Origin of the sequence: Flavobacterium nitrogenifigens, assembly GCF_003254565.1 — a bacterium.
Lineage (GTDB): Bacteria > Bacteroidota > Bacteroidia > Flavobacteriales > Flavobacteriaceae > Flavobacterium > Flavobacterium nitrogenifigens.
This window is the reverse complement of record NZ_QJRI01000180.1, coordinates 232756-256322: the sequence shown is the minus strand read 5'-3', so window position 1 is coordinate 256322 and position 23567 is coordinate 232756. Positions and strand designations below refer to the sequence as shown.

Annotated in this window: 21 protein-coding genes; 16 read left to right on the top strand and 5 right to left on the bottom strand. The window is 34.0% G+C overall.

The genetic code is table 11. The features are described 5' to 3' along the window. The first annotated feature begins 1 nt into the window (after position 1). Together DM397_RS19660 and DM397_RS19655 are read left to right on the top strand one after the other, a co-directional pair. Positions 2-280 (top strand): putative quinol monooxygenase, encoded by a 279-nt coding sequence (locus DM397_RS19660; protein ID WP_111379152.1) that lies wholly within the window; start codon positions 2-4, stop codon positions 278-280. A 155-nt stretch (positions 281-435) separates the two neighbouring features. Then, positions 436-912, top strand: coding sequence for a DUF3291 domain-containing protein (locus tag DM397_RS19655; RefSeq protein WP_111379151.1), 477 nt, complete (start codon positions 436-438; stop codon positions 910-912). Between the two features lie 73 nt (positions 913-985). On the opposite strand, the gene DM397_RS19650 is transcribed toward DM397_RS19655, so the two are convergent. Both DM397_RS19650 and DM397_RS19645 read right to left on the bottom strand, forming a co-directional pair. Continuing rightward, positions 986-4663 carry a PKD domain-containing protein gene (locus tag DM397_RS19650; RefSeq protein ID WP_111379150.1) on the bottom strand — a complete coding sequence of 1226 codons (3678 nt, stop codon included), beginning with the start codon at positions 4661-4663 and terminating at the stop codon, positions 986-988. Between the two features lie 271 nt (positions 4664-4934). Beyond that, entirely contained in the window at positions 4935-5642 is a 708-nt protein-coding gene (locus tag DM397_RS19645) for a class I SAM-dependent methyltransferase (RefSeq protein WP_111379149.1), read from the bottom strand. 221 nt (positions 5643-5863) lie between these two features. Between DM397_RS19645 and DM397_RS19640 the strand changes: the two genes are divergently transcribed. Together DM397_RS19640 and DM397_RS19635 are read left to right on the top strand one after the other, a co-directional pair. Beyond that, the gene (locus DM397_RS19640) at positions 5864-6751 is read left to right on the top strand and encodes a LysR family transcriptional regulator (protein ID WP_111379148.1); all 888 of its coding nucleotides are present in this window, start codon (positions 5864-5866) and stop codon (positions 6749-6751) included. A 297-nt stretch (positions 6752-7048) separates the two neighbouring features. Beyond that, positions 7049-8332 (top strand): DUF2130 domain-containing protein, encoded by a 1284-nt coding sequence (locus tag DM397_RS19635; RefSeq protein ID WP_111379147.1) that lies wholly within the window; start codon positions 7049-7051, stop codon positions 8330-8332. Positions 8333-8424: 92 nt separating this feature from the next. Here DM397_RS19635 and DM397_RS19630 read toward each other — a convergent pair whose 3' ends face one another. Then, positions 8425-8856, bottom strand: coding sequence for an META domain-containing protein (locus DM397_RS19630; RefSeq protein WP_111379146.1), 432 nt, complete (start codon positions 8854-8856; stop codon positions 8425-8427). A gap of 104 nt (positions 8857-8960) precedes the next feature. Further along, positions 8961-9734: an META domain-containing protein gene (locus DM397_RS19625; RefSeq protein ID WP_111379145.1), complete on the bottom strand. Its 774-nt coding sequence runs from the start codon at positions 9732-9734 to the stop codon at positions 8961-8963. Between the two features lie 271 nt (positions 9735-10005). Between DM397_RS19625 and nirB the strand changes: the two genes are divergently transcribed. The 12 genes from nirB (at position 10006) to DM397_RS19565 (ending at position 22673) form a co-directional block, all read left to right on the top strand. Next, entirely contained in the window at positions 10006-12519 is a 2514-nt protein-coding gene (gene nirB / locus DM397_RS19620; protein WP_111379144.1) for a nitrite reductase large subunit NirB, read from the top strand. Positions 12520-12788: 269 nt separating this feature from the next. Then, entirely contained in the window at positions 12789-13166 is a 378-nt protein-coding gene (nirD, locus tag DM397_RS19615) for a nitrite reductase small subunit NirD (protein ID WP_111379143.1), read from the top strand. Between the two features lie 146 nt (positions 13167-13312). Next, entirely contained in the window at positions 13313-13897 is a 585-nt protein-coding gene (locus DM397_RS19610; protein WP_111379142.1) for a DUF4202 domain-containing protein, read from the top strand. A gap of 6 nt (positions 13898-13903) precedes the next feature. Continuing rightward, positions 13904-15715 (top strand): PAS domain-containing sensor histidine kinase, encoded by a 1812-nt coding sequence (locus tag DM397_RS19605; RefSeq protein ID WP_111379141.1) that lies wholly within the window; start codon positions 13904-13906, stop codon positions 15713-15715. Positions 15716-16431: 716 nt separating this feature from the next. Continuing rightward, the gene (locus DM397_RS19600; RefSeq protein WP_111379140.1) at positions 16432-17091 is read left to right on the top strand and encodes a response regulator transcription factor; all 660 of its coding nucleotides are present in this window, start codon (positions 16432-16434) and stop codon (positions 17089-17091) included. A 100-nt stretch (positions 17092-17191) separates the two neighbouring features. Continuing rightward, on the top strand, positions 17192-18676 hold the full coding sequence (locus DM397_RS19595) for an MFS transporter (RefSeq protein WP_111379139.1): 1485 nt from the start codon (positions 17192-17194) through the stop codon (positions 18674-18676). Between the two features lie 95 nt (positions 18677-18771). After that, positions 18772-20049 carry an alginate export family protein gene (locus DM397_RS19590; protein WP_111379138.1) on the top strand — a complete coding sequence of 426 codons (1278 nt, stop codon included), beginning with the start codon at positions 18772-18774 and terminating at the stop codon, positions 20047-20049. 136 nt (positions 20050-20185) lie between these two features. Next, complete coding sequence (locus tag DM397_RS19585) at positions 20186-20551, top strand: hypothetical protein (RefSeq protein ID WP_111379137.1); 366 nt, start codon at positions 20186-20188, stop codon at positions 20549-20551. Between the two features lie 126 nt (positions 20552-20677). Then, a complete protein-coding gene (locus DM397_RS19580) occupies positions 20678-21391 on the top strand; it encodes an endonuclease/exonuclease/phosphatase family protein (protein WP_111379136.1) in 714 nt (237 codons plus the stop codon). Positions 21392-21394: 3 nt separating this feature from the next. Continuing rightward, positions 21395-22015 (top strand): class I SAM-dependent methyltransferase, encoded by a 621-nt coding sequence (locus DM397_RS19575; RefSeq protein WP_111379135.1) that lies wholly within the window; start codon positions 21395-21397, stop codon positions 22013-22015. A gap of 107 nt (positions 22016-22122) precedes the next feature. After that, positions 22123-22356 carry a hypothetical protein gene (locus DM397_RS19570; RefSeq protein WP_111379134.1) on the top strand — a complete coding sequence of 78 codons (234 nt, stop codon included), beginning with the start codon at positions 22123-22125 and terminating at the stop codon, positions 22354-22356. Beyond that, positions 22347-22673, top strand: coding sequence for a type II toxin-antitoxin system RelE/ParE family toxin (locus DM397_RS19565; protein ID WP_317048809.1), 327 nt, complete (start codon positions 22347-22349; stop codon positions 22671-22673). Before DM397_RS19570 ends, DM397_RS19565 begins: the two co-directional genes overlap by 10 nt. Before the next feature lie 83 nt (positions 22674-22756). On the opposite strand, the gene DM397_RS19560 is transcribed toward DM397_RS19565, so the two are convergent. Beyond that, positions 22757-23461 carry a Crp/Fnr family transcriptional regulator gene (locus DM397_RS19560; RefSeq protein WP_111379132.1) on the bottom strand — a complete coding sequence of 235 codons (705 nt, stop codon included), beginning with the start codon at positions 23459-23461 and terminating at the stop codon, positions 22757-22759. Positions 23462-23567 lie beyond the last annotated feature (106 nt).

Genomic DNA, 23567 nt, shown 5'->3' with positions numbered 1-23567 from the left:
TATGATTTCGATTACCGCAATTTTAAAAAGTAAACCAGAACATTTAGTTGAAATTAAAAATATGCTTACTCATCTAGTTACTGAAACAAGAAAAGAAGCTGCATGTATTCGTTACGATTTACATACTTCTGACAATGTTTTTATTCTTTGGGAAGAATGGAAAGATCAACCAGGACTAGATCTCCATAATACTCAATCCTACTTGCAAGAATTTATCAAAAAAACCGAACACCTAGTTTCAAGCCCGATTCAGGTTTACAAAACAGTACAAACTTTATAAGTTTTGCTTGCCACGAATTACACAAATTTTCACGAATTAATTTTTCAATTGAGGATATAAAAATTAGTGCAATTCGTGTAATTCATGGCGAAAAAAAATCCTACACAATATTCAGAAAAAAGCTAAATTGCCTAAACTTCAGAAATCTATATTTTATGAGCAATTACCATCTTGCCGAAATCAATATTGCCAAAATGAAAGGCGTCGATATTAACGACCCAATTATGAAAGAATTTGTAGACAATTTAGATGTTATAAATACCATAGCTGAAGAAAGTGAAGGTTTTGTCTGGCGATTAAAAGACGAAACTGATAATGCTACAAGTCTGAATCCGTACAATGATGAACAGATTATTATCAATGTTTCGGTTTGGGAAAACATTGAAACTTTAGAACATTACATGTACAAAACTTTTCACAGTGACTTTTTAAAACGTCGAAAAGAATGGTTTCAAAAATTCGGAAAAGCGCATACCGCTATGTGGTGGATTCCAAAAGGACACATCCCTACTCTTGAAGAAGCTGTAGAAAAATTAGATTATTTACAGCAAAATGGAGCTTCAGAATTAGTTTTTGATTTTAGATCTAAATTTCCTGCTCCAAAAGTAAAAAACACTTCAGAAATAGAATAAATATATTTAAAAGACAAAAAAAAGACTGCAACCTATTATGGATGCAGTCTTTTTTTTGTCTTTAAATTTTAAGTTATTGCTTTATTATTTTCTGGCTAAAAGTCTTTTTGCCCGAAGAAGTCAAATTTAAAAAATATACTCCTTTTGCCTGCCCGCCCAAATTGATAGCTTTACTGTTATTATTTTTGGTTTGGAATTTTTCGTTATAAATCACTTGTCCAGCAACATTAAGAACCGTAACAGTATAATCATCTCCAGAAGATGGTGTTGTTAAATAAAATACATCGCTTGACGGATTTGGATATATTTGAACGCCATCTAAATTAATTGGCTTCTGAGGTTTTACAGCAGATAAATTTGGTCCATTATCTATTTTTAAATTATCAAACCAAATTCTTGTTCCATAGCCAGAAGTATTCTTAATTTTAAGCAACACATTCTTTTGATTTTTTACAATGCTTAAATTAATTTTCTCTTCTCTCCAGTCAGAATTTTTGGTCGGAATCCAATCATTTGTTTCATTTGTTGATGTAGTCGACTTATCATCTTCAATTGGAGGCGAAACAGTCTGCAACTGCAACTGATTTTTTGAATAAACTGAAGTCCATGTTGCTCCACAATCTGAAGATGCAAATATCTCTATTTTATCAGGAGCAGGTGTTGGGTCAAAGGCATTTAAATATTGCGTATATGCTAAATCGAAATATAAAAACGGAGTTGAAGCTGAAGAAAAATCAAATGGCTTTAAGATCAGTTCATCAATCAATCCTGCAGGGTTATCTGCATTATTAATAATCATACAGGACAAATCTCCTTTTCCAACATCTGAACGTTTCTCCCAAGTTATAGCATCTTTATCCGGATTAACAACTTCCCAATCCTGAATAGGAAAACTAGATTCAAAATTCTCAAAATACGGAATACTATTTTTTCCTTTTACAACCACCACTCCAGTTTTATGCATTACTGTTCCGGTTCCATAGGAATTCGTAGCCGTTAAAGTAACATCGTAAGTTCCTGGGTTTTCATAAATAACGGCTGGCGTTTTGCTTGTAGAAGTAGCTGGAGAGCCTCCAGGAAACGACCACAACCAAGAAGTTGGTTCTCCTGTTGATGTATCCTTAAATGCAATTGGCAAATCACTACAAACTTTGTCATTCTCTATAGTAAATTCTGAGAACGGACTTTCTTTACTATCAAAAGTAAATTTAACATTGTCGATCCATATTCTAGATCCATATCCTGAAGTATTTTTAAATTTAAGCAAAACATTCGAAGAACCTTTAAATTCTGTCAGCAATACTCTTTCTGTCCTCCAATGCGAATCTGCTGTCGGAATCCAGTTATTTGGGTCGGTGCTTACAAATGTTTCCAATTCTGTATGTGTTTTCACATAAACACTTTTCCAAGTAGCGCCACAATCTTTAGAAGCCAGAATTTCTAAAACATCTGGACTTTCAGTATCAAATTTAGCATAAGCAACATCAAATGAAAAATCGGTTACTCCAACAGACATATCTACAGGTTTTAAAATAATTTCATCAATTGCACCAACTTTATCATTATCTGCATTATTCATTACCATACATGATGAAGAATTATGCCCTGCATCTGCTCGTTTCTCCCAAGTCAATTTATTATCTGGATTCACAATCTCCCATTCTGCAGGAGGAAAAGAATTTTCAAAATTCTCAGTATAAGAAATCCTATCTGGATCAACTATCTTTATAAAGTCACTTTTAGTTAAAACTGTCCCTGTTCCGTTTGTATTCTTTGTCGAAAGTGTAACCGCATAAGAACCTGGCGAATTATAAGTTACCACAGGATTTTTGTCTGTAGAAGTTGCAGGTGTTCCTCCGGGAAAAGACCATTCCCAAGATGTAGGATTTCCTGTTGACACATCTAGAAACGGTACAGTAAGATTCGTGCATCTTGTACTTCTAGTACTGGAAGTAAAATCAGAAACTGGTGTCGTTGCCTGTGTTACAGCTACATTCACGTTATCAATCCAAATTCTAGTTCCGTAACCAGAAACATTTGCAAAACGAATAGAAACGTTTGCATTTCCTTGATAGGCGCTCAAATCAACCACTTCTTTTCTCCAATTAGCATCGGAAGTTGGCACCCAATTATTTGCTAAAGCAGTTGGCACTTCAGTAGTCTGCAAAACCGTATGCGTTTTAGAGTAAACATCATTCCAAGTCTGTCCGCAATCTGTTGAAACCTGCACTTTTAAAACATCTGGACTTGCATCATCAAATTTTGTATAAGCTACATCAAAAAACATCTGACTATTTTGTCCTGTCGTAAAATCAAAATACGGCAATCTTATATAATCTAAAGAACCCAAAACAGCATTATCTGCATTGTTCATAATCATACAAGAGCTGTCGTTATGTCCAATACCATTTCGCTTTTCCCATTCTAATCCATTATCAGGATTAGAAATTTCCCATCCCCGTGGAGGAAAAGTTCCCGAAAAACTCTCCATTAAATTTACAGCTGATTTTTGGTCTACTTCAGTATAATTAGGTGTTTCTTTGGCATTTGTTCCTAAAGAATTTGTAACCTCCAATTTTACATTGAATACTCCTGAAGTATTATAAACAACAGTCGGATTAGATTCTGTAGATGTAGAAGGAGTTCCGCCTTCAAAAGTCCACAACCTTGAAGTAGGCAAACCTAAAGAGCGATCTTTAAAAACAATTGCTTTTCCAGAACAAACCGCTGTAGTACTACTAGAAAAATTTGCTACAGGCGTAGATTCTATCACTCCAACAGAGCTGAGATTACTTTGCTGCCATAAAAAACCTCTTGGGTATTGCGCCACAGAAGTATCATCTAACCAATATGTCATGGCATTGGTCTGATCTCTTGTAAACATATTTTGGCAGTCTACATTGTAATCCATGTGATTCTCAGCATTGGCATAAACCCCACAACTATTGAGTACATTTCTAGCACAGCCTTCACCAACTTTTGTTGGCGGAGTATCGGCCATACCATCATTAATAGGATCGCAATCATCTTGAAAAGTATGTTTTAATCCAAAATAATGGCCGAACTCATGCGTCATTACTTTTGCAAAAGTAGCACTAGCATCAGATCCACATGTGCTACCTATATATCTATGATTGTAAGTTACTCGGGGAATAGCATCTTGAATTGGCAAAAATGCATGTCCAGAGCCAACAGAGCCTTGACCTGTGTTAGGTTCATCAACAACTAAAACATCCAGATAATATCTGTTATTTTTACCATACCAAATATAATTGTAGATTTTAGGATCATACCCATCACTCACATGTGCCTCTGGATGCCAATCTAAACCAGGTATTTCTAATGGGTCTCCATCTGGATCGACAGTAGCCAAAACAAACTGAATATTCATCTTACTTTTAACGCCATCAAAACGCGGATCAGTATTGGCATATTCTGGAAACAAACCATTAAAATCTTTATTTACTGTGAGTAAAGCATCATCGATCCTGCATTTCATTTTCTCTTTAGTTAAACCACTACTAACATTGGTTCCATCAGTTAGAATATGGAATACCACCGGAATAATATAAGGTGTAGCAGTCATTTTTGACGTACTCCCTTTTTTCCAGGTTTTAATTTTAGATAATGATTTTACAAAAGCGGCCTCTTCTTTTTGAGATAATTGGGTACCGCATCGGGTCGGATTCTGTCCAAAGGACACAAAAAACTGAAGCAGAAAAACTGCTCCAAAAAAGTAATGTTTTTTCAAAATAGTAGTTATTTAGGTTAGTGGTACTAGTTAATTTCCATAAATCAATGAAAAAGACTTATCACTTCATCTTTTTATTATTTTACAGATTGTTATTTTTTTTGATAAAAATATTTAAATGAGATACAAGAAATTGATATTATCTTATTGTAAAACAATTGTATATTAACTAATTCCGATTAAAATTTCAACTTACTACCAGAAAATAAAAAACTGCCCTATAAGGCAGTTTTATTGAAATATCTATATTTTTTTATGTTCAATTGGCGTCTCATTTTATCCCTCCAAAAGCTCCGAAACACATATTTTTGTGTAAAATTTCTACTTTTGAGAAACCTACTTTTTTCATTAAATCCAATTGGTAATTCATCGATCTTGGCGAATCTTCTTTTTCGATATAATCTAAAACTTTTTGGCGGTACTCTGCTCCTCCTATTCCTTCTAAATATTCGCCATAACGCTGCCAAGTATATTCGTTTAATAATTCCGTATCCTGCGTTATTAAATCAGAAATCATCAAACAACCACCTGGCTTCAACAATTTAAATAATTTTGTAAAAGTCGTTTCCCAATCGTTATCATCACGCAAATGATGCAAAACTGCTCCTGCCAAGATAATATCAAAACTATTTTCTTCTAAATCTATTTCTCGAATATCACCTTGTTTGATTTCGACTTTCCCGTTTGTTTCTTTTGAAACTCTTTCAAAAGCACGATCTAACATTGGCAAACTCAAATCAACCAAAGTGCAGTTTAAATCTGGTAATTTAGATAACATTTTCACTGTATAATTTCCTGCTCCGCATCCCACATCCAAAATAGTTGCAGCATTCGGAACAATGCGTTTTGAAGCTTCAGTTATTAATTCTAAAGAAATAGTCGCGTCAATTGTAGCGACCTGCCCCGTTTCTAAATTTGAAAATCGTTCGACATCATTGTCAAATCGTTCTTTGATTTCTTCAATAGTTGATTTTTTCATGGTCTTTGTTTTTTTATCTCACGCAGATCAAGCTGATTTAGGGGATCTTTTTGCTATTATTGACCGGAATATTTGTGATTAAGAATGATTTTAATAAAATTAATTAATAATCTGTCCTATCTGCTAAATCTGCGAGAGAATTATCTTTTCATCAAAACTATCTCTTTCATAAATACTTTAAAAATACTATTTTTATCAATTAATAATACTTTTAAAGTATCATGGAATTACGTCATCTAAAATATTTTTTGGCTGTAGCCGAAGAACTGAACTTTACTAAAGCTTCAGAAAAACTCTTTATTTCTCAACCTCCATTAAGCCGTCAAATTGCAGAACTGGAAGAAGAACTTCATGCAAAGCTTTTTATCAGAAATAATAAAAAAGTAGAACTAACTGAAGCAGGTAAATATTTTAAAGAAGAAGTTACTGCGATTTTTCAGAATCTAGAACGCATTTCTGTGAAAACAAAAAAGATTGCAGAAAATGTCTCTGGAGAATTCAGGATCGCTTACATCAGTTCGATATATTCAGCAGTTATTTCAGATTTAATCAAACATCTAAAGGCACAATTTCCGTATGTAAATTTCAAACTTTTTGAGATTTCTACCACCAAACAGATTGATGCTTTAGAACAAGGAAAAATTGAAATGGGAATTATTCGATCGCCTATTCAATCACCCAAAATAAAATCGCATTTATGGTTTAAAGATGGTTTTTCATTGGTTTACAATAAAAAATTCATTCAGATAAAATCAGAAAATGAAATTGTAAAACTGAAAGATGAAACGTTTGTGTTTTTCAATAAAGATTACGCTCCGCATTATCATGAAGTTTTATTGGAATTGTGTGCTTTTTATAGTTTTACACCAAAGATTATTCATGAAGCCAATAACATCAACTCCATCGTGCAATTAGTCAAAAACGGATTGGGAATTTCGATTGTTCCTTCAAACATTGCCAAAAATAATCAAGATTCTGAAATTGGTTTTATTGAATTGAAAAAGGTTAATCTATATACAAATGTCTCGTTAATTACATCAAAAGATGATCATTCCGAGATTACTCGATCTGCAGTTGATTTTTTATTGACGAAGAAGAGTTCTCGCTAAGTTTTGATTTTTTAATCTCGCAAAGCCGCAGAGACGCAAAGTTTTATTTATAAGTTGCGTCCAGCTTTAGCTGGAGGCAATTCAAAAAATCCTTTTAATCTTTTAATCTGTGGCTAAAAAAAACTTTGCGCCTCTGCAACTTTGCGAGATTAAATCATAAAAAAAACTTTGCGTCTTAGCGTCTTCGTGGCATATAAAAAAATTCGTTACAAATTAGTACAGGAATCCACATCACAAAAAGAGAACTTTTAAATATCTTAGCAAATTCAAATTCTACAATAAAAATTTCAATATAAAATGGCTGAGCAATCTTCAATTCAGTGTCCAAACTGCGGAACTCCTATAGATGTCAATGATGTTTTAAAACATCAGTTGGAAGACAGCATCCGTAAAGAATTTCAACAAAAAGCTACTATTCAAAACAAAGAATTAGAGCTTAAAAACGAGCAATTGGATAAAGCCAAAGCCGAATTTGAAGCCAAAAAGAAACAGGAAAACGAACTTTTTGCTGAACGCTTGGAACGTGAAAGAAAAATTGCAGAAAAAGAAATTTCTGAAAAACTAAAAACCAAACTTGAGGAGGAAAATAAAGATCGGTTGCTTTTAATGGAGAAAGAACTCTCTGAAAAATCGGAAAAAATCAGAGAATTAAATAAAATGGAAGGTGAAATCGCCAAATTACAGCGTGAGAAACTGGAAATGAAAGAAGCCATTCAAGCCGAAGCCGAAAAACAATTGAATGCCCAATTGGCTTTGGAACGTGAAAAAATCAGGAAACAAGAAGACGATAAAAACGAGCTGAAATTCAAAGAACTTCAGAAACAGCTCGAAGAACAAAAAAAGCTGACTGAAGAAATGAAACGCAAGCAGGAACAAGGTTCTATGCAATTGCAAGGCGAAGTAATGGAACTAGCAATTGAAGAGTGGTTGGCAAACAACTTCCCGCTTGACAGCATTGATGAAGTTAAAAAAGGCGCAAATGGTGCCGACTGCCTTCAAATTGTCAACACTCGCGAACACCAAAATTGTGGTTCGATTTATTACGAAAGCAAAAGAACAAAAGCATTTCAGCCTTCTTGGATCGAGAAATTCAAAAACGATATTAGAACCAAAAGAGCCAATATTGGAGTTTTGGTAACCGAAGTAATGCCAAACGGAATGGATAGAATGGGTATGCGCGACGGAATTTGGATTTGTACCTATGAAGAATTTAAAGGTTTGAGTGCTGTGTTGCGTCAATCTTTAATTCAAATTAATCAGGCTGTTCAAGCACAAGAGAACAAAGGTGATAAAATGTCGATGTTGTATGATTTCTTAACCAGCAACGAATTCCGTTTGCAGATTGAAGGAATTGTAGAAGGTTTTACACAAATGCAAAGCGACTTAGATTCTGAAAAAAGAGCCATGCAAAGAATCTGGAAACAGCGCGAAAAACAAATTGAAAAAGTGGTTCACAATACTTTAGGAATGTACGGTTCGATTCGCGGTATTGCCGGAAATGCCGTTCAAAGCGTAAAAGCTTTAGAATTGGATTTTATTGGAGAAGAATCAGAAAATGAAGACCCAAAGGAATTAGAATAAATCAGCGCAATTTTGTCAATCCGAGGAACGAGGAATCACAAACAAAAACATAAAAAAAGGCTTCGAAATCAATCGGAGCCTTTTTGTATGAATTAACCTTTTTTAAAAGACATTGTAAGTCCAAATTGGTTTGAGAGAAAAAGTTTATTATCCTTAATAGAATAACCTGAAGTTGTTTTTAACAATTGTGCAAACTCAGCTTCTTTTTTCTCATTACACTTTTTAGTTTCAGATGTAAAATTTAAAAATTGAATTTTTCCATCACCTTTTGAAAGTAAATTGCCTTTTATAGCATTGCATCCAGTCGAACCAGAAAATGACGTTTGTGCAAGTACGATTTTTGGAAAACTTGAAAAATCTTTGTCAGTAATGACTTTTCCGTTTAAATTCTCTAAAATCCAAGTTTGCTGAAGCTTCTTCTCAACTGGGTTTTCATTAACATTAACTGTTGACTTCGTTTCTTTAGCAGTTTTACAACTGCAAACTAATGACACAGTAATGAATAGCATTAAAATCCTTTTCATGCAAAATAAATATTATAAGTTTTATTTTACAAAAGTATTCTTGTGCTATAGTAACAAAGATCCTAACAAGCTTTTTTTTTAATACAATACGACATTTTAAAGCTCTAATCTACTTTCTTAAAAACAGCCAATTTCCCAGAAGGATTAGACAAAATCAGCTGATTGTTTCCAATAGAATATGTAGTGGTGCTTTGCAATGCTTTCAAAAAATCGCCTTCTTTGTTTCCAGGAGCACAGGCCATTAAAGTTGAAATCACTTTGGTAAAACGCAAAAGATCTTTCTCAAAAAAGATTTGTCCTGTTATTGAATTACAGCCACCAAAACCAGAAAATCGATTTTCGGCCGCATTAATTTCTATTCTTGGAAACTCCTTTTGAAAATCTGCTGCAAAAACCTTATAGCCATTTAATTCTTCCAAAACCCAAATATCATGCAAACGATAATCGGTGATATATTTTCCACAGCCACTTAGCTTTTTCGTTTCTAATTCCGAGTTATTTCTAATTTCGACTTTTACGCTGTAAGGCGAAATAGCACCAGACATAGAATCTTGGCAATCCAACTGCTGAATTGTAATCGTAGATGAAGCCAATTCATTACTTACTTTATACATTTTCACATTAGCATCCATTGCACGAATCGCGTCAACGGCAGGAAAAATAATTTTTTCTTTCCCAGGTATTAACGACGTAAAAACGATTTCCTCATTTCCTATTTTAATTCCCCAGAACGGTTCGTTTCCTGTTCCTTTAAAGTAATATTTTAAATCTTCCTCTGTAGAACTTACTGAAGATGTCGTGCCAGATTCTTTGTTTGCAGTTGTTTTACAACTTATCATTAAAAATGATAAAACCAGTATTGCAAGTATTTTTTTCATGAGATTTAAGTTTAAAAAATATTCTTCTTCGTAAAAACACCTATAAAATTCTTATGAATTTACGATATTTTTTTGAAACGCTTATTTAGAATCCTTTCAAATTTAAAAAAACTAAGTCACTTCAAAATCATTCAAAACCCGCACTACGTAAAAGATTATAGCAAAATACGTAGAAATAAAATCTTATGCTTACTTAAAAAAATAAATACAATACGTATTTTTATAAGTATTAATACTTATATTTGCGTAGTAATACTTAATTAAAGAAATCATGATTAGAGTAATAGTAGTTGGAAACGGCATGGTTGGTTATAAATTTTGCGAAAAGTTTGTTGCAAAATCAGGACAAGAAAAGTATCAAATCACAGTATTTGGAGAAGAACCAAGACGCGCCTACGATCGCGTTCACTTAAGCGAGTACTTTGGAGGAAAGACAGCAGATGATTTATCACTATCAACGACCAATTGGTACACAGAAAACAATATTATTCTAAATACATCGGAGTTAATTACAGATATTAATCGTGATGTAAAAACTATTCATACACACTTAGGCAAAACACATACGTACGACTACTTAGTTTTAGCTACAGGTTCTTCGGCATTTGTGCCACCAATTGAAGGCGTAGAAAAAGAAGGTGTTTTTGTTTATAGAACTATCGAAGACTTAGACGCGATTATGGCTTACGCCAAAAAAATAAAAATAAAAGGCGCTACTGAAGCTGCTGTTTTGGGTGGCGGTTTATTAGGTCTTGAAGCGGCAAAAGCCGTTAGAGATTTAGGCTTAAATCCTCATGTGGTGGAATTTGCTCCACGCTTGATGCCGAGACAATTAGATCAAGGCGCGAGTGATATGCTTCAATCAAAAATAGAAGAATTAAATATCGGAATTCATCTTAACAAAGCAACACAATATATTGACGGAAAGGAAAGTATAACAGGAATGATGTTTGCAAACGACGAATTGTTAAAAGTAGACATGTTGGTTATATCTGCTGGAATTAAACCTCGCGACGAACTGGCAAGAGTTTCGGGACTTGAAGTTGGTGTACGAGGCGGAATTGTGGTAAACAATCAAATGCGAACATCAGATCCTTCTATTTTTGCAATTGGCGAAGCAGCTCTTTACAACCATAACATTTACGGACTTGTCGCTCCAGGTTACGAAATGGCCGATGTAGCTGCTGAACAAATCTTAAATGGTGATAAAACCATGAGAGAAACCATCGATATGTCAACACAATTGAAATTAATTGGTGTTGAAGTTGCGAGTTTTGGTGATCCTTTTATCGAAAATAATGATGTCACAGCTATTATTTATGAAAATAAATTAAGTGGCGTTTACAAAAGAATCAACGTTACTAAGGATTCTAAAAAGCTTCTGGGAGGAATTTTAGTTGGAGATTCTAGCGATTACGGTTCGCTTTTTCAGATTTACATCAACGAAATGGCATTGCCTAAAAACCCAGAAGATTTGATTTTAGGTTCTCGTGACGGTTCTGAAGGTTCTTCTTTAGGAAGCGTAATGGATTTGCCAGACACCGCCGTAATTTGTTCTTGCGAAAATGTTACAAAAGGCGCTATCTGCTGTAAAATTTTAGACGAAAGCTGTTCTTCACTTTCAGATGTCGTTAAAGCGACTAAAGCAACTTCAGGCTGTGGAGGCTGTAAACCAATGGTTTCTGATTTGGTAAAAGCAACACAGAAATCTTTAGGAAAAGAAGTAAAAGAAGTGATCTGCGAACATTTCAGTTATACACGTCAAGAATTATTTGATTTGGTAAAAATCAACAAATACGAGAATTTCTACGATGTTTTAGATCATCACGGAAAAGGAGACGGATGCGAAGTTTGCAAACCAGTTGTAGCTTCTATTTTCTCAAGTATCTACAATGATACTGCAAACAAGCATGTAACAACTCAAGATACAAACGACAGATTTTTAGCAAACATTCAACGAAACGGAACTTATTCCGTTGTTCCAAGAGTTGCTGGAGGAGAAATTACTGCCGAGAAATTAATCGTAATTGGCGAAGTGGCAAAACAATTCGATTTGTACACGAAAATTACGGGAGCACAAAGAGTCGATTTATTCGGAGCTCATTTAAGCGATTTGCCAAAAATCTGGAAAATTTTAATTGATAATGGTTTTGAAAGTGGACACGCTTACGGAAAATCACTTCGTGCCGTAAAAAGCTGTGTCGGAAATGCTTGGTGTCGTTACGGAATGGACGACAGCGCCGGATTTGCGATTGAACTAGAAAACAGATATAAAGGAATTCGTTCTCCGCATAAACTAAAAGGTGGTGTTTCAGCCTGCATTCGCGAATGTGCCGAAGCTCGCGGAAAAGATTTCGGATTAATTGCTGTTGAAGGCGGATGGAATTTATACATCTGCGGAAATGGTGGAGCGAATCCAAAACACGCCGTTTTATTAGCTGAAAAAATAGACAAAGAAACTGTGATCAAATACATGGATCGTTTCTTAATGTATTACATCCGCACCGCTGGTCCGCTAATTAGAACTTCAACTTGGTTGGAAAAACTAGATGGAGGTTTAGAATATTTGAAACAAGTAATTATCGAAGATAGTTTAGGAATCTGCGAAACGCTTGAAGCTGAAATGCAGACTTTAGTAAACACTTTCGAATGCGAATGGAAACAAGTGCTAGAAAAACCAAGATTATTGAAACGTTTCAATCACTTTATAAACTCAGACGAAAAAGACGACAACGCTGTTTTCGTACCACTAAGAGATCAAAAAATGCCAAAAGCTTGGTCATAAATATTTAAAAGTAAACACATAGAGACATAGATTTTGCACCTTAACAAAAAGCAATGTTTCTCCATAACAGGAATAATTTCTTTTGACAATTCTTTTTTCAAACTATTAAGTCTATGTCTCTATGTGATTAAAACTATAAAGCTCCGAAAAAAAAAAAAAAAAAACATTAAACGTTTGCTGTCCTTCTTACCCTCTTTTTTACTGCGCCATCAAATCTCTCTTGATTGTAAAAAGAGGGCTAAGAAACAGGAACCAAAAACTCAATCAAAATGGAAGAAATCTTAAATCAATACGAAACAGTTCACGCGAGCGATGCAACAATTTGGTTCAAAGCAGGTAAAGTTGAAGATTTCCCAACCAACCGAGGAGGCTGCATTAAATACAAAAACAAACAAATTGCGATTTTCAATTTCACGCGTCGCAACGAATGGTACGCTTGCCAAAACGCTTGCCCACATAAAATGGAAATGGTACTTTCAAGAGGAATGACAGGATCTGCAGATGATATTCCGAAAATCGCCTGCCCGATGCATAAAAAAACATTTTCACTTGTTGATGGTTCAAATTTAAACGGCGAAGAATACAGCATTGCAACGTATCCTGTTAAGATTGTTGAAAATGAAGTATTTGTTGGATTTGTAGATTAGACTTTTAGAGAGCCAAGAAGCAAGAGGCAAGATTTGAAAAACTTTTATCCTCTTGCTTCTTTCATCTCACTTTTGACTTTCGACTTTTGACTTTCGACTTTTCTACTTAATTCCGTATCTTTGAAATTCTATTATCAAACCAAAAAATGACTACACCTTTTCAAAAAGCAAGCGAATGGATTGATGCTGAAAACGCACAAGACCCAAACATCGAATTAGACCAAAACAAAGAGTATCCGAAAGAATTATTGTATTCGGACAGGATGTATAAAAAACTGATGGAATTTGAACCGAACGCATCCGAAGAAGTTCAAATTGCTTCAAAAGCACAACACATCTGTAGATGGAAAGTCGCTCGTGAATCATATCCAATGGATCGCGTTGGTTATTTAAAATGGAGAGAAGAATTGAAAAAGTTTCACGCAAAAACTACTGCGGGAATTTTAGAAAAAGCAGGATATGATCAAACTTTTATCGATCGCGTTTCTTTTTTAATCGAAAAAAAATTACTTAAAAAAGATGCCGAAACGCAATTATTGGAAGACGTAATTTGTTTGGTATTCTTAGATTATTACTTAGAACCTTTCGTTCACAAACATGACGAAGAAAAGCTAAAAAACATCATCAAGAAAACCTGGGATAAAATGTCGGACAAAGGACATCAGGAAGCTTTAAAAATCAATTATTCTGAAGAAAACTTAAACTTAATAAAAGCTTCTTTAGGATTGTAAAAAGATATGAAGAAAAGCAATCAGGAAGCTGCAGAAAAAATCACTTTCAAAAATTTACGTCGTCTGTATTTTTTTGCGCTTCTTACTATTGCCTTAACTATAATTGTCAGTCAGTTTTTAGTACAATACAATCTGAATCAGCAATTAAGCGATTCTAAAATCATTAATTTTTCTGGTAAGCAAAGAATGCTGAGCCAGAAAATTGTCAAAGAAGTTCTGATTTTACATTACGTTTCTGATTCGGCTACAGCCAAAAAAACTTCGCACTTAAAAGAGGTTTTAGAACTTTGGAAAAAGAATCAAAATGCATTAGAAAATGGCAGTGACAGCTTGGCTTTTCCAAAAGAAAAAAGCGAAACGCTAAATAAATTGTATCTGGAAATCAATCCGATATTCAATAAAATTGCACAAACTACAGATTCTTTTTTGTTGAATTTGCAACGGAAAAAATCGGTTTCTGAAAATCAAAAATTGGTTCAGATTATTTTGGAAAACGAAGGAACTTTCCTTTCAAAAATGAATCAGATTGTAACCCAATACGATCTTGAAGCACATGAAAAAGTAACCGAACAACGCCGAATCGAATATTGGATTTTTGGTTTTACACTTTTGGTTCTTCTTCTAGAATTCTTCTTCATTTTTAAACCAACAAACAAGAAAATCGAAAGGTTAATTGCCCAGCTTCTATCTTCTGAAAAGAAAGCGTTGAAACTAGCGTACGACACCGAAATCATAAGTGAAATCAAAGAAAACTCAGTAAAAGAATTAAAATCGCTCAATTATGCGATGGAAAATACTTTGCTGTATTGCCGAATTTCACCTGATGGCTCGATCATCCATATTGGAGAAAAATTTGCTAAACTTCTCAATTACACTAAGTTTTCATCTAACAAAAAATTCTCTGAAGTACTAACAGAAGACGAAAAAGAACAGGTTAATTTTGACCGTCTTATTTTCGAAAAACAGCGCAGTGGCTGGCAAGGCGAAATCAAAATTATAAATAAAGACGAAAAAGAAATCTGGCTCGATTTATCGATGGTTCCAGTAATGATCAAAAAAGACGAATTGGAACTTTTGATCGTTTGTTTCAACATCACCGAACGCAAAAAAGCGCAACGCGAAGTGGAACGTTTGAACCTTGAAAACACCACTGAAAAAATCAATCAACAAAAGATTATTTCGAGTAAAATTGTTGAAAATCAGGAAAACGAACAAAACCGAATTGCTAAAGAAATTCATGACGGAATCGGTCAAATGCTTACTGGTTTAAAATTCAGTTTAGAAAGCATCAATCTGGATGACAAAGAAAAATCAGAACAAAAAATAGAATACTTAAAAAAGCTTTCGTTAGACATTATAAAAGGTGTTCGTACGGCAACTTTCAACTTAATGCCACCAGAATTAAGCGATCACGGAATCGTTTCGTCATTATCAAAACTAACGCAGGAACTTTCAAAACTTACGGGAAAAGAAATCCTTTTCTACAACAAAACTGATTTCGATCAACGCTTAGATTCCTTAATCGAAATCAATATTTACAGACTTACGCAAGAAGCCATCAACAACGCTATCAAATATGCAGAATCCTCTCATATAATTGTACAGCTTTCGCACAGCGATACACTTTTAAGTATTATCGTAGATGACAACGGAAAAGGTTTTGACGTCAATTCAGTCCACAAAAAACGCAACAGCGAATCAGGAATGGGGCTTTTATTTATGAAAGAAAGAATCCAATACATCAACGGACGCGTTTTTATGAACTCGATTCCAGGCGAAGGAACGAGAATTACGTTCAACATCCCGATCTTAAAATAATGTGACAATGTGCCAATTAGAAAATTAGATAATTATTTAACACATTCATAAGAATTATCTAATTGACACATTAACTCATTATCTAATTATCATGGCGAGCCAGTATTAGAAAAAGTGGGCAAACAAACTTTATCTATATTCGCCCACTTTTCCTAATACTGTCGGGCTATCCGGGCTACTTCGGTAGCTTCCTCCTATCCCTCTCGCGGGCAAAGGATTTCAAAAGAAAATTTAATTTTACCAAGGAATTAAAAAGTGAAAAAATGAATTGCCTCCAGCTTTAGCTGGAGGTCACAAAAAAGTATCAAGAAGGGCTTTAGCCAAACTTATGCATTTGGCTAAAGCCCTCTCTTCTAGCTACAAAAACATCCAGCTAAAGCTGGAGGCAATTAAAAAACAAACTTTATCAAAGTTTTACGCACGCTTGTCAGGCTGAGCGGAGTCGAAGCCTACGCGAGTAACTCTACAAAGATTGGCGATTTAGATTGTGGAATTTCTTTGCACGAGCTTCGACTCCGCTCAGCCTAGCAATCCTATATTCAATTTGGAATTTGGTATTTTAATATTCGAATTTATCCTAAGGATTTCTAATGATTTTTTAATATTGGAATTTGGAATTTCAAAAAATTGGAATTTTAAATAAAAAAAGTACGTATATTAGCGTCTTCTTTTTAGATGAATATACGTAAAAATCGAGAATCAAAATTAAGTAAACTATGAGCAATATTATTCGAGTAGTACTGGCAGATGACCATGTTTTTGTTAGAGACGGAATCAAGTCTTTACTGGAAAATGAAGCAAACATAGAGGTTGTAGGCGAAGCAATTGATGGTGAAGATGCACTTGAAGTAGTTGCAGCAACACAGCCAGATTTACTTATAGTAGATATTCGTATGCCAAACTTAACAGGTATCGAGGTAGTAGAAAAACTTAGAAACGAAAAAAATAACGTAAAAATCATCATGCTTTCAATGCACGAATCGGAAGAATATGTCTTGAAATCAATAAAAGCGGGAGCCGACGGATATTTGCTAAAAGGCTCAAGCAAAGAAGAATTCTTAAAAGCATTGCATAGCGTTGCTGTAGGAGGAAAATATTTCAGCGGTGACATTTCTTCTATATTAATTAGCCAATTAACTAATTCATCAACATCATTAGAACCAAAACAACCTTTAGGTGAAGAAATGATGATTACCAAAAGAGAAAAAGAAATCCTAACCCTTCTTTTATCTGGAAAAGGAAACAAAGAAATCGCCGAAGCGCTTGATATTAGTAAACGAACTGCCGAAGTGCACCGTTTTAACTTAATGAAAAAACTGAAAGTGAAAAACCTTATGGAACTTTCTAATAAAGCGGCTGAATATTCTTTAATTTAGAAAAGATACGTATAAATACGTAATTATTTTTCAAAAACTGCGTTTTAGCAGGTTTTTACTAAGTTGTAGTACTTACTTTTACATAAAAATAATAAGTACTATGAAAAATACAAACTCACTATCGCAGTCACACAAAATTTTATTTTTGAACACATTGGCATTTACAGTGTGTTTTGCCTGTTGGACATTAAACGGGGTTCTAGTAACCTTTTTAGTTGATAATGGAATTTTCCATTGGGATGTTATTCAAGTCGGATGGCTTTTAGGTATTCCAATCTTAACTGGATCAATCATGCGTTTGCCAATCGGAATCTTGACGGATAAATTTGGCGGAAAATATGTTTTTTCACTTTTACTGCTTCTAAGTTCAATTCCGCTTTTCCTTCTTCCTTATGCTGACAGCTTTTTCATGTTTGCCGTACTTAGTTTCTTCTTCGGAATGGTTGGGACGAGTTTTGCAGTAGGAATTGGTTATACTTCAATCTGGTATCCAAAAGAATGGCAAGGACGCGCTTTGGGAATTTTCGGAATGGGAAATGCCGGTGCAGCTATTACAACGTTTTTAGCACCTTCACTATTAAATCATTTCTCTATCGGCGATCCGCAAAATGGCTGGAAAGTACTGCCTGTTATTTATGCTATTTCATTGGTAGTGATTGGTGTTGCGTTTTTAATTTTCGCTCAAAACAAAAAAATAGAAAGCAACGGTAAAACTATATCTCAAATGCTTACGCCTCTAAAATCGCAGAGAGTATGGCGTTTTGGAGCTTATTACTTCTTAGTTTTCGGATGTTTTGTTGCGTACTCTCAATGGTTATTGCCAAATTTCATGAATGTGTACCAAACCAGTTTAGTTATGGGAGGTTTATTTGCTACTATGTTTAGTTTACCTTCTGGTGTTATTAGAGCTTTTGGAGGCTATTTATCAGATAAATTCGGAGCTAGAAAAGTAATGTACTGGGTTTTGGGTTCTTCAGTAATTTTAAGTGCATTATTATCAATTCCTAAAATGGAAATTACAACTTCGGGACCAGGAATCTTAGCAGCTAAAAAAGGTGTTGTTAACGAGATTAGTGATAAAACAGTAAAAATTGGAGACAAAGAATATCCAATTGTACAAAAAACAGCCAATACTAACGAAAATGCCATTTTCCCAACTTCTACCAGCTGGCAAAATGTTGTAGTAGCCCACAATCAAAGTGTTGCTAAAAAAGAACTGATAGCCAAAGGTGTTACCGTTATTAAATTTGATGCTAACATGTGGGTATTTTTGATTCTGGTAATTCTAATTGGAATTTCTTGGGGAATCGGTAAAGCAGCAGTTTACAAACACATTCCAGAATATTTTCCAAAAGAAGTTGGCGTTGTGGGCGGAATGGTCGGAATGATTGGAGGTTTAGGTGGATTTTTCGGTCCTATCATCTTCGGATATTTGCTGACTGCAACCGGAATCTGGTCAAGTTCATGGATTTTCATTCTAATCTTTTCAACTGCCTGCCTAGTTTGGATGCATTACACTATAACACAACTATCTAAGGAAAAACGAGTTAAAGTAAGCGAGGCAAAATTAGAGCCTGCATATTAGACTTAGATTAAAAAAAAATTAGAAATATGATCTCAGTCATAAAAACACATGGCTTTTTCTTATAAATTTACTTTCGATAAAAACCTAATAATTTTATGAAAAAACTTAAACTAATTTTAATACTTATCGTAGGATTAAGTTTTGAAATACAAGCCCAAGAATTAGATGTAAACCTACAAATTAGGCCCCGATTTGAATATCGAAACGGTTACAAACAACCGTTGCAATACGGCCAAGAAGGAACATCGCAAATTTCACAACGCTCTCGTTTAGGCATTAATTACAAACAAGAGGATTTAATCGTAAAACTGAGTTTACAAAATACCAGAACTTGGGGAGATGTACCAACGACAACTACTTCCGATAAAAATGGAGTAGCAGTTTTTGAAGCTTGGGCACAATATAATTTTACTGAAAAATGGAGCGCCAGAATGGGACGTCAAGTGCTTTCTTACGATAATCAGCGTATCCTTGGAGGATTGGATTGGGCACAGCAAGGACAAAGCCATGACGCGTTAATAGTTTCTTTTCATAATGAAACTCAAAAATTAGATTTTGGAGGTGCATACAATTCAGATGCTGAAAATCTTGTTCAAACAGCTTATACTGTCCCTAATATGTACAAAACCATGCAATATGCTTGGTACCACAATCAATTCAACGAAAATTTAGGCGCAAGCTTTTTAGCATTGAATACGGGATACGAATATACGCGTAATCCAAATACTCCAGAGAGTAAAATTCTAGTAGATTATAAGCAAACTTTTGGACCTTATGTGACTTATAAAAAAGGCAAATTAGACACCAGTTTCTGGGTATATGGACAAACTGGAAAAAGTAACGATCATCAAGTGAGCGCTTGGAATGCTGCTGCCAATTTAGGGTATAACATAACAGAAGCTTTTAAACTAGATTTAGGTTACGAATTTTTATCTGGAAAATCTTCAAATGATGGAAGTACGGTAATAAAATCTTTTAATCCCCTTTTTGGAACCAACCACGGATTTAACGGTTATATGGATTATTTTTATGTTGGAAATTACACCAATAGCTATGGTTTACAAGATGCCTTTATCAAACTAAACTATAATGTAAACAAATGGCAATTTGCTTTAATTCCACACATGTTTTTAACAGCTGCTGATGTAGTAAATGTTCCGCTTAACGAAAAAATGGATTCTTACTTAGGAACAGAGATTGACGCCACTTTTGGATATAATTTCAAGAAAAACATAACCGTAACTGGAGGTTACTCTCAAATGTTTGGATCTAAAGCAATGGAATTTGTAAAAGGTGGAGACACAAGCCATACTAATAATTGGGCGTGGTTAATGATATCTGTTGATCCGAAAATTTTTAGCTGGAAAAAATAATTTTTATTTAAAACTAGCCCAAATATTTTACCCTTTTTCTATTTCTGGAAAAGGGTATTTTTTTATTTAATAACAATGTAAATTATAGTTTAATTATTTATATTTGAAACGATTATGAACCCCCAATTCTATCCAAATGAAACCATTTCTAAAATTGTCATTGCTGACTTTTATTGTCACGCAAACAGGTATTGCCCAAAAATACGATGATGCCTTAATTTCGAAAAACTCAGAAATTAACTTTGCCAAAACGCAAAAAAGAGGAATCAAAAAAAACAACATAGTTTATTATGTTGAAAATGATCTGCAAACTATTTCTGCCTACAAAAGAAAAAAATTGAAATGGCAAACCAATGTAATTTCTATCTGCGGAAAACCTAAAAAAGGAGAACCTGAAATTAGATATGTTGGTTACAACTCAGACAAACTGCTTATCGTAATCGGAAAACACAATTTTGCTGAAATAGACATTAACAGCGGAGAGACAAAATTTGTTGGTTAAGATTAAAGAAATTTAAATATACAAACTGCCCTTTTTCTATTTTGAGAAAGGGTATTTTTTTTTGATCGATCAAAAAAACCTCCTCATTAATCGCTATATTTGAGTGAGAAACAATTTAATTTTCAAATGAAAATCATCACTTGGAATTGCAACATGGCATTCAGAAAAAAAGCAGAATTCATTCTAGCTCATAATCCTGATATTGTCGTAATTTCTGAGTGTGAAAGTCCTGAAAAGCTAAAATTCCCAACTGAAATACAAACACCAAACGACATTCTTTGGTACGGCACAAATCCGCATAAAGGACTTGGCGTGTTTTCTTATAGTAATTATCGGTTTCAATTATTAGATTGCCACAATCCAGATTTCAAAAATATCCTACCAATTGCCGTAACAGGCGGAAAAATTGACTTTACTTTATTTGCCATTTGGGCAAATAATCCTGCGGATAAAGACGGTGCTTATGTAACTCAGATCTGGAAAGCAATTCATTTTTATGAAGATTTGATCAAAGAACCTAAAACCATTTTAATTGGAGATTTTAACAGCAACACGATTTGGGATAAACCACGAAGAGAAGGAAATCATACCACTGTGGTAAATAAATTAGCCGAAAAAAATATTTTTAGCACCTATCATAAATACTTCAATCAAATTCAAGGTAAAGAAGAACACCCTACTTTATACCTTCATAAAAAAGAAAATAAGCCTTATCATATTGATTATTGCTTTGCTTCAACTGATTTTATGGAAGTTTTAGAAAGCGTCGAAGTCGGAAGTTACAAAGATTGGACTTTGTATAGCGACCACAAACCTTTAATAATTAAATTCAATATATAAACCATGAACAACTGGACTCAGCGTTGGGATGACCGTTACAAAAGCGAAGAATTTGCATACGGCGAAGAACCCAACAATTACTTAAAAGAACAAATTGAAAAACTACAACCTGGTACCATTCTTTTTCCTGCCGAAGGCGAAGGACGAAATGCGATTTTTGCTGCGAAACTAGGATGGAACGTTTCTGCTTTTGATATTAGTGAAGAAGGAAGAAATAAAGCCCTAAAACTTGCAGAAGCAAATGATGTTTCAATTGATTATCAAGTTGGCGAACTGGAAACTCTTGATTTCGAAGCAGAACAATTTGATGCAATTGCTTTAATTTATGCACATTTTCCGGCAGAAATTAAATCGGAAATTCATCAACAATTAAATACATTATTACGCAAAAACGGCATTATCATTTTTGAAGCTTTCAGTAAAAAGCATTTAGAATATGTAACCAAAAATGAAAAAGTCGGCGGACCAAAAGATATTGAGTCTTTGTTTTCGATAGAAGAAATCAAAGCTGATTTCCCAAATTATGAAATTCTAGAATTAGAAGAAAAAGAAATCGAACTCAGCGAAGGTTTATTCCATAACGGAACAGGTTCTGTAATTCGGTTCGTTGGCAGGAAAAAATAAATTATACTCGATGTAGAGACGCACTGTTGTGTGTCTCTACAAAAAACACCTCAAAAAAAATATTCTCTTGGAAGATAATTCGTAAATTTGAAAAAATATTCAATGTCATGGATTTACAAACTAGAAAAATAGAATTTGTACAAGAGTTTTTAAAAATTCAGAGCGAAGAATTGATTTCTCAGCTCGAAAATTTACTAAAAAGCAAACGCAATGTCGATGATAATGATTTTTTAAATCCAATGTCTATTGAAGAGTTTAATAATAGAATAGACCTATCTGAAAATGATTTTAAAAACGGAAGATATAAAACGACTTCTCAGCTTTTAGAAAAATACAAGTAATAAAATTAAAAATTGTCTGGTCACAGTTTGCAGAAAATGAACTTGATAAAATCCACGACTATTATCTCCATAAAGCAGGAATCAGAGTCGCTAAAAAAATTATTAAAGAAATAATTCCTGAGCCAAGTAAACTCATTTCCAACAATTTTTCAACTCAAATCGAAGAACTTTTGCTTGACAGAGAAAAGGAGTATCATTATTTAGTCTGCAAAAATTACAAAATTATATATAGTGTAGACAAAGAAAATAAGCAAATCCAAATTGCTGCTGTTTTTGATACAAGACAAAACCCTGTAAAACTTAAGCGTACAAAATAAGCTTTCCATAAATCATTAGCACATTTCAGTGCGTCTCTACAATCAGAAACCTTAGCATCTTAGTATCTTAGCAACTTAGAACCTTAAAAATACTTATGCTCCATAATTTCAGATCGCAATGTTGAAACTTCCAAAATCCCAACACGCTTTCCTTCCGTTTTAATCAATGCTTCTTTTTTAAGACTTGACAAAATACGTATTGCCTGTTCTTCTGTGGTTCCTGCAAAATCGGCAATTTCTTTTCGCGAAAGCTCAATATCAATCAAACCATTCGTTTGTCCGAATTTGCGATGAATATAAAGCAGTAAATCAATTACACGCTCACGAACATTCATGTGCGCAATCTTGCGGATATTATTTTCACTTTTATTTAATTCTTCGGCATAAAAAAGCATTAAAGCGTACGTAAACTCAGGAACATGCTGTAAAATTTCGCGCATGGTTTCGTTACTGAAATTACACAAGACCGTATCTTCAAGCGCATAAGCCCCAATTAAGTATTTTTTACTTGTTCCAAATCCGCGGAAACCAATGATATCTCCATTTTTAGTTAGACGAACAATTTGTTCGCGACCGTTAATTCCAGTTTTTACTGTTTTTGCTTTTCCTTTGCAAATAAAATAAAGCCCCTGCAAAGGCGCCCCTTCAGTAATAAATTGATCCGATTTTTTACAGATAATATTTTGTTTTTTAGATATGTAACTCGTCATCTGCTCTAAATGCAGATGTTTCTTTATAAAACAATTCTCATTTGTACAGGAATAACATACAGTTTGTTCTTCTTTCATGAGTTCTAATTTTAAGCAATTAAAAACTAATTTGTTGTTCCTCATTTATTTCCATCAAAAGTAAAAAAATAAATCTAAAAAATACGTATTAATACGTAAAAATACT